At 58.8% G+C, this 13,429-nt stretch carries 12 protein-coding genes and 1 pseudogene; 6 read left to right on the plus strand and 7 right to left on the minus strand.

The genetic code is table 11. The annotated features are described in order from the left end of the window. Positions 1-576: 576 nt before the first annotated feature. The 5 genes and pseudogenes from LMTR3_RS32685 to LMTR3_RS40445 form a co-directional block, all read right to left on the minus strand. Positions 577-789: a hypothetical protein gene (locus LMTR3_RS32685; RefSeq protein WP_141686916.1), complete on the minus strand. Its 213-nt coding sequence runs from the start codon at positions 787-789 to the stop codon at positions 577-579. 184 nt (positions 790-973) lie between these two features. Continuing rightward, a complete protein-coding gene (ltrA, locus tag LMTR3_RS32690) occupies positions 974-2,308 on the minus strand; it encodes a group II intron reverse transcriptase/maturase (protein WP_245320083.1) in 1,335 nt (444 codons plus the stop codon). Positions 2,309-2,525: 217 nt separating this feature from the next. Further along, positions 2,526-2,912 (minus strand): helix-turn-helix domain-containing protein, encoded by a 387-nt coding sequence (locus tag LMTR3_RS32695; protein WP_245320085.1) that lies wholly within the window; start codon positions 2,910-2,912, stop codon positions 2,526-2,528. Beyond that, positions 2,912-3,208 carry a type II toxin-antitoxin system HigB family toxin gene (locus LMTR3_RS32700; protein WP_065749332.1) on the minus strand — a complete coding sequence of 99 codons (297 nt, stop codon included), beginning with the start codon at positions 3,206-3,208 and terminating at the stop codon, positions 2,912-2,914. Before LMTR3_RS32700 ends, LMTR3_RS32695 begins: the two co-directional genes overlap by 1 nt. 90 nt (positions 3,209-3,298) lie before the next feature. Further along, positions 3,299-3,816 (minus strand): annotated as a pseudogene (locus LMTR3_RS40445) (transposase); the annotation flags it as partial. A 118-nt stretch (positions 3,817-3,934) separates the two neighbouring features. Here LMTR3_RS40445 and LMTR3_RS32705 point away from each other — a divergent pair. From LMTR3_RS32705 to LMTR3_RS38170, 6 genes are all read left to right on the plus strand, one after another. Further along, the gene (locus LMTR3_RS32705) at positions 3,935-4,186 is read left to right on the plus strand and encodes a helix-turn-helix domain-containing protein (protein WP_065749084.1); all 252 of its coding nucleotides are present in this window, start codon (positions 3,935-3,937) and stop codon (positions 4,184-4,186) included. Continuing rightward, positions 4,186-5,496: a type II toxin-antitoxin system HipA family toxin gene (locus LMTR3_RS32710; RefSeq protein ID WP_065749085.1), complete on the plus strand. Its 1,311-nt coding sequence runs from the start codon at positions 4,186-4,188 to the stop codon at positions 5,494-5,496. Before LMTR3_RS32705 ends, LMTR3_RS32710 begins: the two co-directional genes overlap by 1 nt. A gap of 250 nt (positions 5,497-5,746) precedes the next feature. Then, positions 5,747-7,237: a MocR-like pyridoxine biosynthesis transcription factor PdxR gene (gene pdxR, locus LMTR3_RS32715; RefSeq protein ID WP_065749086.1), complete on the plus strand. Its 1,491-nt coding sequence runs from the start codon at positions 5,747-5,749 to the stop codon at positions 7,235-7,237. A gap of 100 nt (positions 7,238-7,337) precedes the next feature. Further along, positions 7,338-7,967 (plus strand): FMN-binding negative transcriptional regulator, encoded by a 630-nt coding sequence (locus tag LMTR3_RS32720; RefSeq protein WP_065749087.1) that lies wholly within the window; start codon positions 7,338-7,340, stop codon positions 7,965-7,967. A gap of 70 nt (positions 7,968-8,037) precedes the next feature. Continuing rightward, on the plus strand, positions 8,038-8,658 hold the full coding sequence (locus tag LMTR3_RS32725; RefSeq protein ID WP_065749088.1) for a LysE family translocator: 621 nt from the start codon (positions 8,038-8,040) through the stop codon (positions 8,656-8,658). Between the two features lie 1,176 nt (positions 8,659-9,834). After that, entirely contained in the window at positions 9,835-10,050 is a 216-nt protein-coding gene (locus LMTR3_RS38170) for a hypothetical protein (protein WP_141686917.1), read from the plus strand. An 851-nt stretch (positions 10,051-10,901) separates the two neighbouring features. Here the strand turns inward: LMTR3_RS38170 and LMTR3_RS32730 are convergent. Both LMTR3_RS32730 and LMTR3_RS32735 read right to left on the minus strand, forming a co-directional pair. Continuing rightward, positions 10,902-11,357, minus strand: a complete 456-nt coding sequence (locus tag LMTR3_RS32730) for a GNAT family N-acetyltransferase (RefSeq protein ID WP_065749089.1) — start codon at positions 11,355-11,357, stop codon at positions 10,902-10,904. A 274-nt stretch (positions 11,358-11,631) separates the two neighbouring features. Further along, positions 11,632-11,868, minus strand: coding sequence for a DUF6894 family protein (locus LMTR3_RS32735; RefSeq protein WP_065749090.1), 237 nt, complete (start codon positions 11,866-11,868; stop codon positions 11,632-11,634). Positions 11,869-13,429 lie beyond the last annotated feature (1,561 nt).

The following is a 13,429-nucleotide window of genomic DNA, read 5'->3' on the forward strand; positions in this document are numbered from 1 at the left end:
AACGATCAGAGGTTGCGCGACTTTTTGCGCAGGCTGATCTCTGATCGCGGCCGCGACCGGTGGCGGTGGTGCCTTGGTGTAGACGGGCTGCCCAGCGAGATCCGCGGCGAATGTCGGTGCCGCCGCGCTAAGCGCGACGAGGCTCCAAGTAACAAGCAACAAGTTTTTCCTCTCAGGAGCGGGGCACATGGGTTCAAGGAAGGAGAGCATCGCTCGTCTCGCGTCTGTGTGCACTCAGCACTCATTCAGTATTGCTAGACCTTACTAGCAATGTCCGTGCCGCATCGTCTGCGCGCATTAAGCGCCTGATCACGCCATGAAAAGCTCAACGGCACTCCACGGCGACCAGCGTTTTGAACGCGACGGGCTTTGTGCCGCTGTCCGAAATTGAACACAATTGTGCGCTTCGCGCCGCCCGAAAAGCTGATGATGCGAGCCACCGAACGGAAACTTGCTAGTCCCTCTCCTTGCCAGAGGCAGCCGCGCTCGCGCCGTCTGCGCAACCCTGACCAGGCCGGGCGGCACGAGCGCTATCATCGTGCCGTTGGAGAGTCGACGACGCTGCGCTTGGATCCGCTACGGATCTTTCCGATCGCCCGCCACCGCGTTCAGGCGCAGGAAGCGCCGGTTGTGCGCAAGATGCTTTCCTTTAGCGTGTCCTCTAAAAGAGAAAGATCCGATCAGGGCTTCCGCTTGCGGGGGCATCTTCGGAAATCCGTCCAACGTCTCGAACAGTTCATCAAGCGACAGGTGCTTGCGATACAATGCCTTCAAAGCAGCGCGAGACATTGACAGATTCCTATCCTGAGAAGGAAGCCCAAGCCAGGTTTGAGGCGGCGTTGCGTGGTGGGCTGAGTACGCCGCACAAGCCGCTGAAGGAGAAATCAAGGGCAATTGGGATAGGGGGACGTCTCACGACGCCGCCCCTCCCACACCACCGGACATACGGGTCCGTATCCGGCGGTTCGGCGGATTATGCATGTCGCTGTACCGTGACGGAAGCCAAGCCGAGTGAGGCGAAGAAGCTGTTTGGCAGAGCGATGGTGAGTGCGGGGCTGTTCGCGAGCCGCCAAGGGCCATGTGGGCTTCCAGCGGTTTTCGCCGCCCGGTCCCGACCGACGCCGCGGCGTCGCAGCTGCGCAAAACGAGTGCTTCCGCGCTTCCATTGCTTCCAGACGATGGCGCGCAACCGCCGCCTGAGCCATTGATGAAGATTGCGCAATATCGACGGGGTCTGGCAGAAGCCAAAGTATCCGCGCCATCCAATCAGATAGACGGACAACTCCTTGACGGTCCGCACAAGGCTTCGACCACGCGTGCGCCGCGTCAGCTCCCGAACTTTAGCCTTGAAGCGAGGGAGAGCCTGCGGCGCAATGCGACGTCGCGGCTCTGTCCCGCCAGTAAAGCTAAAGCCCAGGAGCTTGCGGACACTCGGTTGGGCGACCGCGCTCTTCGCTTTGTTGACCTTTAGCTTGAGGCGCTCTTCTAGGACCCGTTCGATGCTGGCCAGCACTCGTTCGCCTGCCCGCTGACTGCGCACATAAATGTTGCAGTCATCGGCATAACGGATAGAGCGGTGACCGCGCCTCTCCAGTTCCTTGTCCAGCACATCCAGCATCAGATTCGACAACAGCGGCGAGAGCGGACCGCCTTGTGGCATGCCCTCTTCCGTCGGACTGACCAGCCCTCCTTCCATCACACCCGCATTCAAGAACCCACGGATGAGCTTCAGGAGACGCTTGTCAGCAACCCGCTTGGCAGCTAGCCCCATCAGAATGTCGTGGTTGACCCGGTCGAAAAATTTTTCCAAGTCAAGATCCACGACGACGGTGTGCCCAGACGCGATATACGCCTGCGCCCGTTCCACCGCTTGATGCGCCGAACGCCCCGGCCGGAAGCCGAAGCTCGTCTCGGAGAACGTCCCGTCCCAGTGTGCCTGCAGCACCTGCATCACCGCCTGCTGGACGAAGCGGTCGAGGACCGTCGGGATGCCGAGCAGCCGCATGCCGCCCAACGCCTTCGGTATCTCCACCCGCCGTACCGGCTGCGGTTTGTAGGCGCCCTCAAGCAACCGGGCCCGGATCGTAGGCCAGTGCTCTTTCAGGTAGGCCGGCAGCTCACCGACGGTCATCCCGTCGACGCCTGCCGTACCCTTGTTGCGCTTCACTTGCGCCAACGCTTTCTTCAGGTTCTCACGCTCGATTACTGCTTCCATCGACGGTCCTGTGACCGCCGGGCGTTCCGCCTTCTCCACATACCCGCCGAATTTACCACCCCGACCCTCGATTGCTGTGGACTTCGCGATCATTTGCTCGCTCGTCCGGTCGGGTAGGCCTCGTTATCCGGTTCTTGTCCATCGGGTCGCGGATTTGCTCCACGCTTTCTTCAGACCCTACCTCACGATGACGCCCTTGCGCTTCGCTAACCCTTCGCCACCATCAGGCTAGGTAGAGGACTTCCACCCCCAAGCTGTCGTTCATACTCGGCACACGAAAAGAAACCCCCGCGAAAGCGGGGATCCAGAGCTAAGCGTAAGCCTTAGCTAATTCGTACTGTGGAGTTAGTAGCTCGACGGGAATATTCCATTCGGCACTTATGGTACGGATCATGTCGAGGGTTAGTGGACGAATACGGTTGAGTATTTCGGACGCACGATTCCGTCCGATGAGATCACCAAGGGCAGCTTGTGATCTTCCCATCGATTCGATTGCGAACTCTAGGACCTCTACCGGGTCTGCATGGGACATTTCAAAGTGCGCGTCCTCATACTCCCTAATCAGGGTGGACAGCACTTCGAATCGATCGCCGTCAGCGGTTCCAGGGTCAGGCTGATTTTCGAAGTAACGAGTTACTTCGTTAATAGCCCAATCATAGTCCTGTTCGTTGTGGAGGGGTCGAACGTCCATCATCATCACACCGTCTCCGCATCTATACTGTCATACTCTTCGTGCGTGCCGACAAATTTGATGAGGGCAGTCTTATATTTGTAAGCAAAGTGAACAATGAGGCGGTACTTATTGCCGCCTATATCGAAAATAGCTCTATTGTCTCCGACGAAGTCCACATTGTTTCCAAACGCCGTCTTCAGATCTGCGGGGGAACTCCAAGTTCCCTTGGAAACGATTTGGAACCAGGTGCTAAGGGGCTTCTCAGCGTCCGGGTATCGTTCCCAAAAGTCTTTGAGTACCTTCCTAGCTATTACGTTCATTGGCATAGCACGTTCCCAAGTTGGGATCAATCTAAAGATTCCCAGTATGGGAACAAGAATAATGGCTACTTTCGCCAATGTTTAACGAATTTAGGCCTCCGCTTCGACTGTGGGTAGTGTTTTTCGCGCCAGCCGAGGAATCGGCGAGCTAGCCGCGACAAATCGCGCCTTGTGAGGTCGATACGTCAGACGCTTGCCAGCCGCGCCTTTGATGGCAGGTCTGCCCGTTCTCCGTCACCGATGCCGAGCGCCAGCGGTTGCTGTAACGGAAGTCAAATTCTGAGAGATAGCGGTGAAGGTGTTTCTCTTTGCAGTGCTGATAGACGCCCTTCATGCCGCGCTTGAAGATCGAATGTAACCCTCAACCGCGTTGGTTGAGATGACGTCCTCGCCTTCGCAGCGAACGTATTGCGTCCTTGGAGTGATTGGTCAATGTGGAAGCTGCGAGCACCGCGTTCTTGTTGGCCCAAGCGTACCGGCCTTTCTTTGGAGTGCCTTCAAGGCGACCGTAGAAAGTCTCGTCAACTTCGACCGGCTTACCGCCAGAGCCCATGGGGAGGCAGCAGGCCGTCAGCGCGCATGGCTTCGCGAATGCGATGGGTGAGAAATCAGCCTTAATTCCAATAAACGTGTTTTATGCAATTTGAGGCATAATCCCCATTTATGCGCCACCTGCCATATTGCCATTTTATCGGATTTGGCGCATACTCAGGTCGGAGTAAAAATATGACCGACCTCGCCCGCACCCCCAACCAGATTGGCAACCTGATCCGCCGCACCCGTAAGAAGTGGGGGCTCAGCCAGTCGCAGGTCGGCGCGCGGGCGGGCCTGCGCCAGGAGACAATCTCGCTCATCGAAACTGGCCATCCGGCAGCCAAGCTTGACACCATCCTTGCCGTACTCGCGGCCCTGGACCTTGAGTTCCGGATCGTCCCGCGCACCAAAGGCACAGCCGCCGAGCTTGAGGACATTTTCTGATGCCTCGGCGTCGCCGCCATGAGCCAATGCGCGTGCTCCTCAACAACCGCCTCGTCGGCCTGCTGAGCAAGGCGGCGACGGGCGCTATTGAATTCCGGTACGAGGTTGACTGGCTCGGATGGGAACATGCCCTGCCCGTCTCGCTCTCGCTGCCGCTGCGGGAGGATGTCTTCCGTGGCGAAGCCGTCACGGCCGTCTTCGACAATCTGCTACCCGACTCCGACGCGCTCCGTCGCCGGGTAGCGCAAAGGGTCAGCGCCGCCGGGACCGACGCCTACAGCCTGCTCGCTGCTATCGGCAGGGACTGCGTCGGCGCCCTGCAGTTCGTCGCCGACGATGATGATCACCATGGCGATGGGCGCACCATCGCCGGCGATGCCGTCGATGACGAAGCGATTGAAAAGCTCCTCAACGGACTTGCCCAGGCTCCGCTCGGGCTTACGCGCGACGATCATTTCCGGATTTCCCTGGCAGGAGCGCAGGAGAAAACAGCGCTGCTGCGGCACGGCGGCAAGTGGCTGAAGCCGCACGGCACCACGCCGACGACCCATATTTTCAAGACCCAGATCGGGGAGCTGCCCAATGGCATCGATCTTTCGAACAGCGTCGAGAATGAATACTACTGCCTGAGACTTGCTGCCGCCTTCGGCCTGCCGGTGAATCATGCCGAGATTGCGACTTTCGGTAACACCACGGCTCTCGTCATCGAGCGCTTCGACCGGCGGTGGACGAAGGATGGCCGCCTGCTCCGCCTGCCGCAGGAGGACTGCTGTCAGGCCTTGTCGGTCCCGCCGACGCGCAAATACCAGAGCGATGGCGGTCCCGGCATGGTGAAGCTTCTTGATCTGCTCAAAGGCAGCGACACGCCCGCTGATGATCAGGCGACGCTGCTCAGAGCGCAGATCTTCTTTTGGCTGATTGGCGCGACCGACGGCCATGCGAAGAATTTCAGCATCTTCATCACGCCGGGCGGCCGCTACCATCTGACACCGCTTTACGACGTGCTCACGGCACAGCCGAGTCTGGACACCGGTCAAATTCAGCGCAAGCAGATGAAGCTCGCAACGTCGGTAGGGACAAACAATCATTACAGCATTGCCGAAGTACAGGGCCGGCATTTCTTGCAGACAGGTGAAGCGGCGGGCGTACCGAAAAAGCTCGTTCAGGAATCAATCGAACGTGTCGCCTCTGCCGCTGAAGCTGCGCTCGCCAAAATCGATAGCGAGCTGCCAAAGGGCTTTCCCGAGGAAATCCATAATTCTGTAAAAACCGCGGCTATGCAGCGCCTGAGTTCATTGAAAATGCACTAGCAGAAAGATTACGGTTTGCTGTCGGGGGTGAACTGCATTTGCGCTCTATGGCGCTTGCGTTCGCACCGGCCGTTGACCAGCACGCACGAAATGGTCGCCGAAACGAAGACCTGCTGGATTGGATTCTGCGGCACCACCCGGAAGAGCGCCCCTGGGTTGCCTGCGTCGCTAACTCCTCAGAACAGCTTGGCATTCAAGCCGAATAGCTAGAGAGTGGCTTATCAAGCAAGCCTAGTTATGCGAACTTTCGATGGCACAGATCAAGACGCCCCCTGGGCACCGCACCCCGCGAATGGGAGCGCGTCAGATCTACGAAGCGCTTAGGGATCAGATCCTGGGGCGCGTGTACGGCGCCGATGGGCTGCTGCCGTCGTCCCGCGCCCTCGCCGCGGAACTCGGCGTATCTCGCGGTACGGTGACGATCGCCTATGAGCAACTCGCGGCGGAAGGCTTCATCGAGATCCGCCATGGCGCACGATCGCGCGTTGCACAAGCTGTTATCGAGAGGGGACGCGTGCGCACTACGTCGCGGCCGTTGTCACGGAAGGTGCGACTGTCGGGGTACGGTGAGCGTTTGAGACAGGTCGCGCCGCGCTCGGAGGAGCAATCTCGCAACCTCCTCGCAAATTTTCGATATGGTGACCTCTCACCTTCGGATTTCCCCGTGCTCGCGTGGAAAAGAGCCGTGGTCGCTGCAATGACACGGCGGCCCGCGAGATTGGCCTACAACGATCCTTGCGGCTCTCGGCGGCTGCGGATGGCGCTGCAGGCCTATCTCTGGCGTTCGAGGACCGTGCGATGCGACGTTGATCAAATCATCATCGTGAACGGTTCGCAGCAAGGGCTCGATTTGTGTGCGCGACTGCTGCTCAACTCCGACGATCGGTTCGTCATGGAAGACCCTGGCTACCTGATGGCAAGGCACGTCTTCGCGGCGAACGGGGCTGCCGCCGTGCCGATTCCAGTCGACGTCGACGGACTGGACACGGAGCAGCTTGCGAAGACCGAAGCGCGGCTCGCGTACGTGACGCCGTCGCATCAATTTCCGCTGGGCGGCGTCATGCCGATCGCGCGTCGGCACCAGTTGCTCGCCTGGGCAAGGAAGTTCGACGCCTATGTAATCGAGGACGACTACGACAGTGAGTACCGATACGACACTAAGCCGGTCCCCCCGCTGCACGCGCTCGCAGCTAGCCAGGACGTCATCTATCTTGGGACAGTCTCCAAGACGCTCTCGCCTACGCTGAGGATCGGCTATCTGGTGGTGCCCTCTCAACTCCAGTCCCTGTTCGCCGCGGCCAAGCAGATCATGGACAGGCACACGCCGCTGATCGAGCAGGAAGCGCTCGCGACGATGCTCGAGACCGGTGCATACGACAGGCACGTCAAGCGAGTCCGACGGCGCAACGGCGAGCGGCGGCAAATCCTGCTGGACGCTTTGCGCCGCAGATTTAGCGATCGAATCCAAATCGACGGCGCAGCCGCCGGCTTGCATGTGGTGGTCTGGTTTCGCGATCTGCCCCAAACGTCCGAAGCAGCGTTGATCGAGGCTGCTCGCGTCAAAGGCGTCGGCATCTATCCGGTCGGCCCACTCTTTCACCCCCATCCTGGCCGCCGGCATCGGCCGGACGTTATCGGGCTTGTCATGGGTTACGCCGCACTGGAGGCGCGCCAGATCGAGCGCGGCTGTCAGCTTCTGGCTCAGGCGGTCGATCAGCTTCGTTCGCGGCGATTGTCCTAGTCGCCATGCCCCTCCAACTGGACCATCAAAATCAGTGATAACTGGCAGTTCTAACCGCACCAGGCTGGGTCTATCTCAGGACCGAAAGAGGAGAACCGCCATGTATGTGCCCCCCGCCTTTAAAGATGACGAGGTCGAAAGAATCCGAGCGACCATTTGCTCCGCCGGCCTCGCCAACCTGGTCACGGCCACCGCGGACGGGCCGATTGCGACGCCCTTGCCGCTCTTCCTCGATGAGACCGAAGGAGAGCACGGAGTGCTGTACGGGCACTTGGCGAAGGCCAATCCACAATGGCGTTCGGCTCCGACCGGCGAAGCTCTGGCCATCTTCATGGGTCCGGAAGCCTACGTGACACCCTCATGGTACGCCACCAAGCAAGAAACCGCGAAGGTGGTGCCGACATGGAATTACATCGCCGTCCACGCGTACGGGCCGGTTGAGTTCTTCCACGAGCCCGAACGTCTGCTCGAGGTGGTCACGCGGCTAACGAACACCCATGAGAAGTCGCGCGCGAAGCCCTGGGCCGTCAGCGATGCCCCCACCGACTTCATTGCCTCCCAGTTGCGAGGGATCATCGGAGTGCGCATTCCGGTCACCAGGTTCGAGGGCAAGCGCAAAATGAGCCAGAACCGGCCCGAGGCTGACCGCATCGGCGTCGCCGCCGGCCTTGCGGCGTGCGAAAAGCCGCAGGATCGGGAAGTGGCTTCCCTCATTCCGATTCCGGCCTGAGGTTAGCATAGTCATCGTGTGCGAAGACCGGCCCTAGGCGAACTGGTTGACGCGATTAGAGGGGTGGGCGATGCCGGACTTCCAGACGTTCTTCCTGTTCTTGGCAGCGTCGCTGCTTGTGGCGATCACGCCGGGGCCAGGAATCTTCTATATCGTGGCGCGAACGCTTGTCGGCGGCAGAACGGAAGGGTTGGCATCGAGTGTTGGCCTAGGTCTCGGCGGCCTTGTGCACGTGTTCGGCGGCGCCGTCGGCATATCTGCGCTCGTCATGGCAAGCGCCGAGGCATTCACTTTTTTGAAGATCGCGGGCGCCCTGTATCTCATCTGGCTCGGGCTCAAGACCTGGCGCGAAGCGCGCATTGTCGAGCCGACCGAGGTGCAGACGACCGGGGTGGCTCGGGCCTTCCGCGACGGCATCATCGTCGAGGCACTAAACCCGAAGACGGCCGCATTCTTTCTCGCCTTCATTCCCCAGTTTGTCGACCCATCCGCGAACGTCGCCGCGCAGTTCATCGCCCTCGGGCTCATCTCGGTTGCACTCAACACCAGTGTCGATTTGGTTGCGACCCATTTGGCTGCGAGAGCGAGAGCCGGCCTTCGACCGTTAATCCTTACCAAGATGCGACAGGTGTCGGGTGCCATCATGTGCGCACTGGGAGCTACGCTAGTCTTTGCCCGTCGCGCGGGTTGATATCCGCAGCTGGCTCATATCGATCGACTTCGTGTATCTGAAGGTCTTCTGTCGCTAGACCGGCCATGGCCGAGACGAAATCGACGCGAATGCCCCTTCTGCGAGTTCGGGAATGGCCGAGTTGAATCCGAAATTCGCTCCGGAGCTGACCCGGATATTCCTGGCGCGCTGCGCGTCCCCCAAAATGAGCAAATCGTTGATGTAGATCATTTCCCGAGACTACCAGGAATCGTATGCTGCACCTGGGAAATGACGCACGTTCTACATGGCACCGGCCTCAATAGCACATCACGAAAAATGCCCTCAGTGTGGCTCTGGATTAGTCCACCTCGAGTGGCTGAACGCATCAATGGGCAGGAGGTCCACGATCTTTGGCACTGCTGGAACTCGCCTATCCAACTGCGTTACAGGCTGAAGGCGTGGATTCTTGCAACGCCATATTGTCCGATGCACTACTAACAAAGCAGGTTGGGGCAAACGACCGAAGTTATTAAGCCGCAGAGCATTATTGGGCGTGCAGCGCCAACAGCAGCGAAATTCAGCGCCACTTTCAAATATCAAAAACCTGGCAAACTGGAGCTAGCGAAGGCGGTGGGTACGCGGGTGTCACTATACAAGGCTCTCACAGCACGCTCGTCGCCGATCATAGTAACCCGACGAAATCGATGCCTGGAAGCGGCTGTACTGCCTAAGGACTGATCGTCAGCAGAACGAAACGGCAGCAGGTTTTCTTTCCGAGCAGTACCTCGGACCGGGCGTCGCCGAAAACTGGGCTAAATGTATAGCAAGCCGCGACGGGTTGCAGTGCACCGGCCGTCGCCAAAAAGCTGGAATAAATTCAACCGTAAGCTATCACAGCTACGAAGTCGCCCTCCCAGTGATAACCGAATTCACGGTTCACACGGGAGAGGTCCAAGGTTCAATCCCTTGTGCGTCCACCATTAAGCCTTTCAATGACTTAATGGTTTAATTCCCTCGCAGGGTGCCTAAAAAGCTGGAGCACAATAAGGGCACATCGACGACAGAGACAGGCGCACTCGCATGAAGCTTTCGAGCGCCTGACGCGTTCGGGGCATGGCATGGATTTGTTCGACGTTGATGCCCCTGATCCGAGCGTGGGATGGCAGAATCTCAACGCAGCGAAGAGCCAGACAGAAGCTTGGATCAAGGCGCAGCTTGAGCGGCTTTGGATTTATTGTGACTCCCACGCCGAACAACTATTTCGCTCTGAGTTTGCAAGGCAGCCAGATCCCGTTTGTGGGAGATGTATTTAACCGCCGCCATTTGGTGCGTGCTCGCAAGAAACTTCTCGAAATGAAATTGCGCGCTGCCGCAACGGAGATAAGGGGCCCGACATCGGAATTCGCAAAGGAAGCGAATAATCTGGATTGAGGCAATCGCGCCGGCGCGCGGGATCAAGACAATCTAGTCCAAGTGCCGGAACTCTTACCCGCCGGGACCAGCAAACGCCTTCTGCGGGCAGCTCCCCGACGCGAAGTCGAGTTGCGGATTACGAGCGCGCTCTACAAGACGGCCATGGTCTTGCGACGCTATCGGACCGACGGCATCATGCCCGAGGGCCTCGTGTATAGTCGCGGGTCTCGGCAGCGCAATTCGGACTGCAGGCAGTGACTGGGGCATGCCTTACGCAGTTTCAGCGGTTTATCCCTGCGGCGAGAGCAATTTTCTATCGACCGCGAGACGATGAACGTAGTTGATCGTAGGTTTACGTTCAGCGGTGAAATCGCACGAGCCGTAAAGCCGGGTAAGGCTATCCCGCGGACGGCGTTCCAGGGCGACTACTTCAAGGATATTTCAGGTATCATCTGGTCGCGAAGCACGATTGGAAACTTCTCGAACTTCAACCACGACATCGTTTATGTACATAATCAGAAAGCCGATCGGCCTATCCTGCGAGGATGGGAGCGAGCAAGAATATTACCCGCTCCCGGCAGCAAATGCGCTCCATGTTCGTCGCCGCGATTGTTCTGCCGTCCGTATTCGGCCAGATATTCATGAGCGCATCTCCTGTCCCGGGATCTCGAGGGCGATTGCACGCAGGTGCTGCGTCGCCAGTTTCAGGTAAGGAATCGTTGCCCTCCGTTGAACGATGGCCCAAGGCGTCTCCGATCACTTACCAGGACCGATGCCCGCAGCACGCTGAGCGCACATGCATGGCGGAAGACGTGCGGGCCTAGGACTAGGGGACTTTTTGAAGACTATGCTAAGCGGACAACACGGGCTCATATCATGCGACGAAGCCGGGGGCCGACTTCCTCGAAGCGGTTGCGCAGGTAGAAGTCGAGGGTGCGCTTCCATTTCGGCTGTCGCGGTGCTCCGACCTCCAGCCGCTTCCATCCCCGCGCGCGTCCTTCCGCCAGAGCGACAGCGATCAGATGAGGCGCAATGCCCTGCGATCTCATGTCGGGGCGAACATAAAGCTCCGAGATTGCTCCGAACTTGCCGCCCGCGTAGATCGCAGTGCATTCGTTTAGAACCATGACGCCAACCGGCTCGTTGTCTGCGCAGGCGATCACCGCGACGACGCTGATATCCGCAAGGACTGTCTCTGCGTTTTGCGTGACGATTTCGATCCCGGGGGCCTTCCCATCTGAGAGCTCGTCGAGGAGAGCATAAACGAAGCGAGCGACGGTTGCGGCATCTGTGACTTCGGCGCGGCGTGTGGATATGGTCGGCATATTTCTCTCCTGCCTGCTCTGCATCGGCCTTGAATCATTCTGCGCCACAAGTGTCAACGCGACATTTGTGATCCGCTAGACAAGGAAAAGGCTAGCTGAGATTCGCGAACACCTCAGACCAGAGCCAGTTGACGCTTCCCATGCGCCTGGACCAGCCTCCCAATCAGCTGATGTCTATTGTGTAGGTCTTGGCTATATGAGAACGCCGTGATGACCCGCGATTTCAGCTGTCAATCGGCGTCCACGATTGCATTTCGATCCCAACGAATGGCTTTCACGTCGCGCACGCCTTGATCACGAAGCTGAAGCTCGCCTCCAAGATTGGGCCGTGATCATCGCGAACTTCAACTGCCATGCGGTGCTGCGGCCTGCCTCTGACCCATTCGCGGGCCATCTCCGAGAGTGCAGTGGTCGCCTCTTCCCGCGCCGACTCAATGTTCGACAGCTCCGCACCTTCATTATCGCGGATGAAGTGGCTGCCGTCGCGGATATCAAAATAGTACCTCTTCATCGGCGACTCACGAGGCGCGCCGTCGAACAGATCTTGCAGCTCCAGATCGAACTTGCAGCTCTAGATCCATCTTGCGGCCGCCTTTGAGGGGCTGCTGCATAGCCCACCGCCTCAAATCGAAACAGCCAGCGGCGGTCTCGTTCCCGGCGTGCCTTAACGCGGTCCAGGCACTTCTTGGAACACAGCGTCGCCCGCCATGAGCAGTACCTGATCAGGCCAAACTTTCTGTCACAGACGGCGCAGCTTGCCGCCGCTGGGCGACACTCAAAGCGTTCGTGGCCATCGCGCATCCTCATCTTCTTTGTGGCCCCACCCTGGTAGTGGAACTCCGGAGTCGCTGAGTCACTGTGCGTGCACAGGTGAAGTTCAGCTCCAAGATCGTAGTGATCCGCCAATCTTGCGGCAGGTAAGTGCGGGGAGCGAAGAGCTTGACTCTCATGTGCAGCATCTCGAACAACGTCGCGCTCGGCATCCGACGGAAAGTTGTTGCTGCGTGCGCTCATTCGGCTTGAGTTTTCATCCGGGCGACCGGACCGAGCCCTCCGGCCGGGCACTGTCCACAAAGGAAGACTTACCTCGTCATGAAGAAGAAAATTAGCCAATTTCTGCTGGGCACCGCACATATCAGGCGAATTTTCATATTTCGCGCTGAAGTTCATCGAAGAAATCGACCGCATCGATACGCTACGCAATCGCCACTGGTGACGCCAATACCAATTTCGGAGTGATTAGTATCGGATTGGAATGAATGCGCGTGCGGCCGACCGAAGCTCGACGGCATGAATATCCGTAAGTGGGAGTCGCGGGAAATTGACCGAGGACCTCGCAACATCCGCGTGGATGACGATCTGCCCGCATTAGCGCCGCTCAAGACACCCGTCGTGCGAACCCGCTTACTGAGGTCAAGACTGGAGATGATCGCCCCTTCCTCAACGAAGACTGCGGAATGCGCTGCACCTGCCCCAACCAGCTCGAGTTCGCGCAAACTTTTGACATCGCCCCGCAGAGCGAGATCGGTAGGCCGCTGATAAAGCGCGCTCCACATTGTGCTCATTGTCAGCGTTGTACGCTGCCGCCATGGCGTCACAGTCATCTGCACTCACCTTTCGCATCTTTTTCAACGATCCTGAATGGCCTTCCGATTTCGATCATCGGAAAGTGCAGTTTCCGAAGCGTTCCGGCCGCGACCTGACGGCGCTATCGTCTCTAGACGCGTCTCGAGTTCGAGCATTGTCTGTTCCTCGTTCAGGCTCCCTTGGGCACGTCCACGCTGCAGCCTGGATGTCGGTCATAGGCCGGGAGCGCGAACGCGCACAGTATCCAACCGCATACCGAAAGTTCGGAACCCTCGGTCGGACCCTCCGTTGCGCGTCCGCTCATGACCGCCGGCCTTTTGCATTTCCGACGGCCGCGAAGGGCGTGGCCGATAACCGAGGGAAGAACCCCAACGACCGACAACACCGAGACCGCAACAGTCCGCAGCTTGAACGACAGCTTTCGCCAGACCCTTGTCTTCAGCGGCACCGTCCTCCTGAAACAGGGGCACCAGCCTGTCATGGCA

This window comes from Bradyrhizobium sp. LMTR 3 (assembly GCF_001693485.1).
Classification (GTDB): Bacteria; Pseudomonadota; Alphaproteobacteria; order Rhizobiales; family Xanthobacteraceae; genus Bradyrhizobium.